At 72.7% G+C, this 929-nt stretch carries 1 protein-coding gene and 1 pseudogene; both read left to right on the top strand.

What is annotated here, in order from left to right; all coding sequences use genetic code 11:
* Nucleotides 1-352, top strand: a pseudogene (locus G3I71_RS44830) (M56 family peptidase); the annotation flags it as partial.
* 354 nt (nt 353-706) lie between these two features.
* Nucleotides 707-929, top strand: a 223-nt coding sequence (locus G3I71_RS44825) for an ATP-binding cassette domain-containing protein (protein WP_164324641.1), incomplete at its 3' end; no start/stop codon positions are given.

Genomic DNA, 929 nt, shown 5'->3' with positions numbered 1-929 from the left:
CCTGCGCGCCGTCCGTGACACCATCCGGCTCGCCGCCGAGCGGGCCGCCGACGAGACCGCCGCCACCGCCGTCGGCGACCGACGCCTGATCGCCACGGCCATCGCCCGCGCCGCCCTCGCCGGCCACGCCTCCCCCTCCACACGCCCGGACTTCGCACCCGCGGCGACGACCGGCCCGGTTCCACAACGCGTCGCCGCCCTCCTCGCACCCTCCCCGGCGCGTTCACGCACCAGGCGCCCCACCGCGCTGCTCCTCGTGGCCTGCACGGCCTTGTCCCTCGCCGCCGGAACAACCGGCGTCGTCGACTTCCACCACCAGGTCGAGATCGCCCAGGGTGAGGAAAGTCCCTGACCGGTTCGGTCCCGGCGGCCCACCACCCGGGGCTCAACCTGCCCGCCGCGTGATCATCATCGGGTGAGGACGGGCTACAGCAGCCGGAGCAGGTCGCCGGTGGCGTCGGCGGCGCCCAACGCGGTGAGGGCGCCGAGCGTGCAGCGCATCTCAGGCGGCGGCCCAACGCCTGCTGCGACGACTTGGGGGGCGACGAAGACGGAGGGAACCGCAGGTGGCCGCGTGGTACCGCGGTACTACGCGCACGGTGCGGTTCAGCCTCCTGGTACCACGGGATCGGGGTGATTCGGCTCTTAGCGTGGCCGGTGAGGCGTCGGAAGCGACGCACGCCGGAGCCCGGCAGGGAGAGCGCGGATGATCGACGCACAACAGTTGACCAAGAAGTACGGCGAGAAGACGGCCGTCGACGGGCTGGACTTCGTCGTGAAGCCGGGCACCGTGACCGGTTTCCTGGGGCCCAACGGCGCGGGCAAGTCCACGACGATGCGCATGATCGTCGGGTTGGACGCCCCGACGAGCGGTTCCGTCACCGTGAACGGGCGGCACTACGCCCGCCACCACGCACCGCTCCAGGAGG

This window comes from Streptomyces sp. SID12501 (assembly GCF_010550245.1).
Lineage (GTDB): Bacteria > Actinomycetota > Actinomycetes > Streptomycetales > Streptomycetaceae > Streptomyces.
The sequence above is the reverse complement of the archived record's forward strand: the minus strand, read 5'-3'. Positions and strand labels throughout refer to the sequence as shown.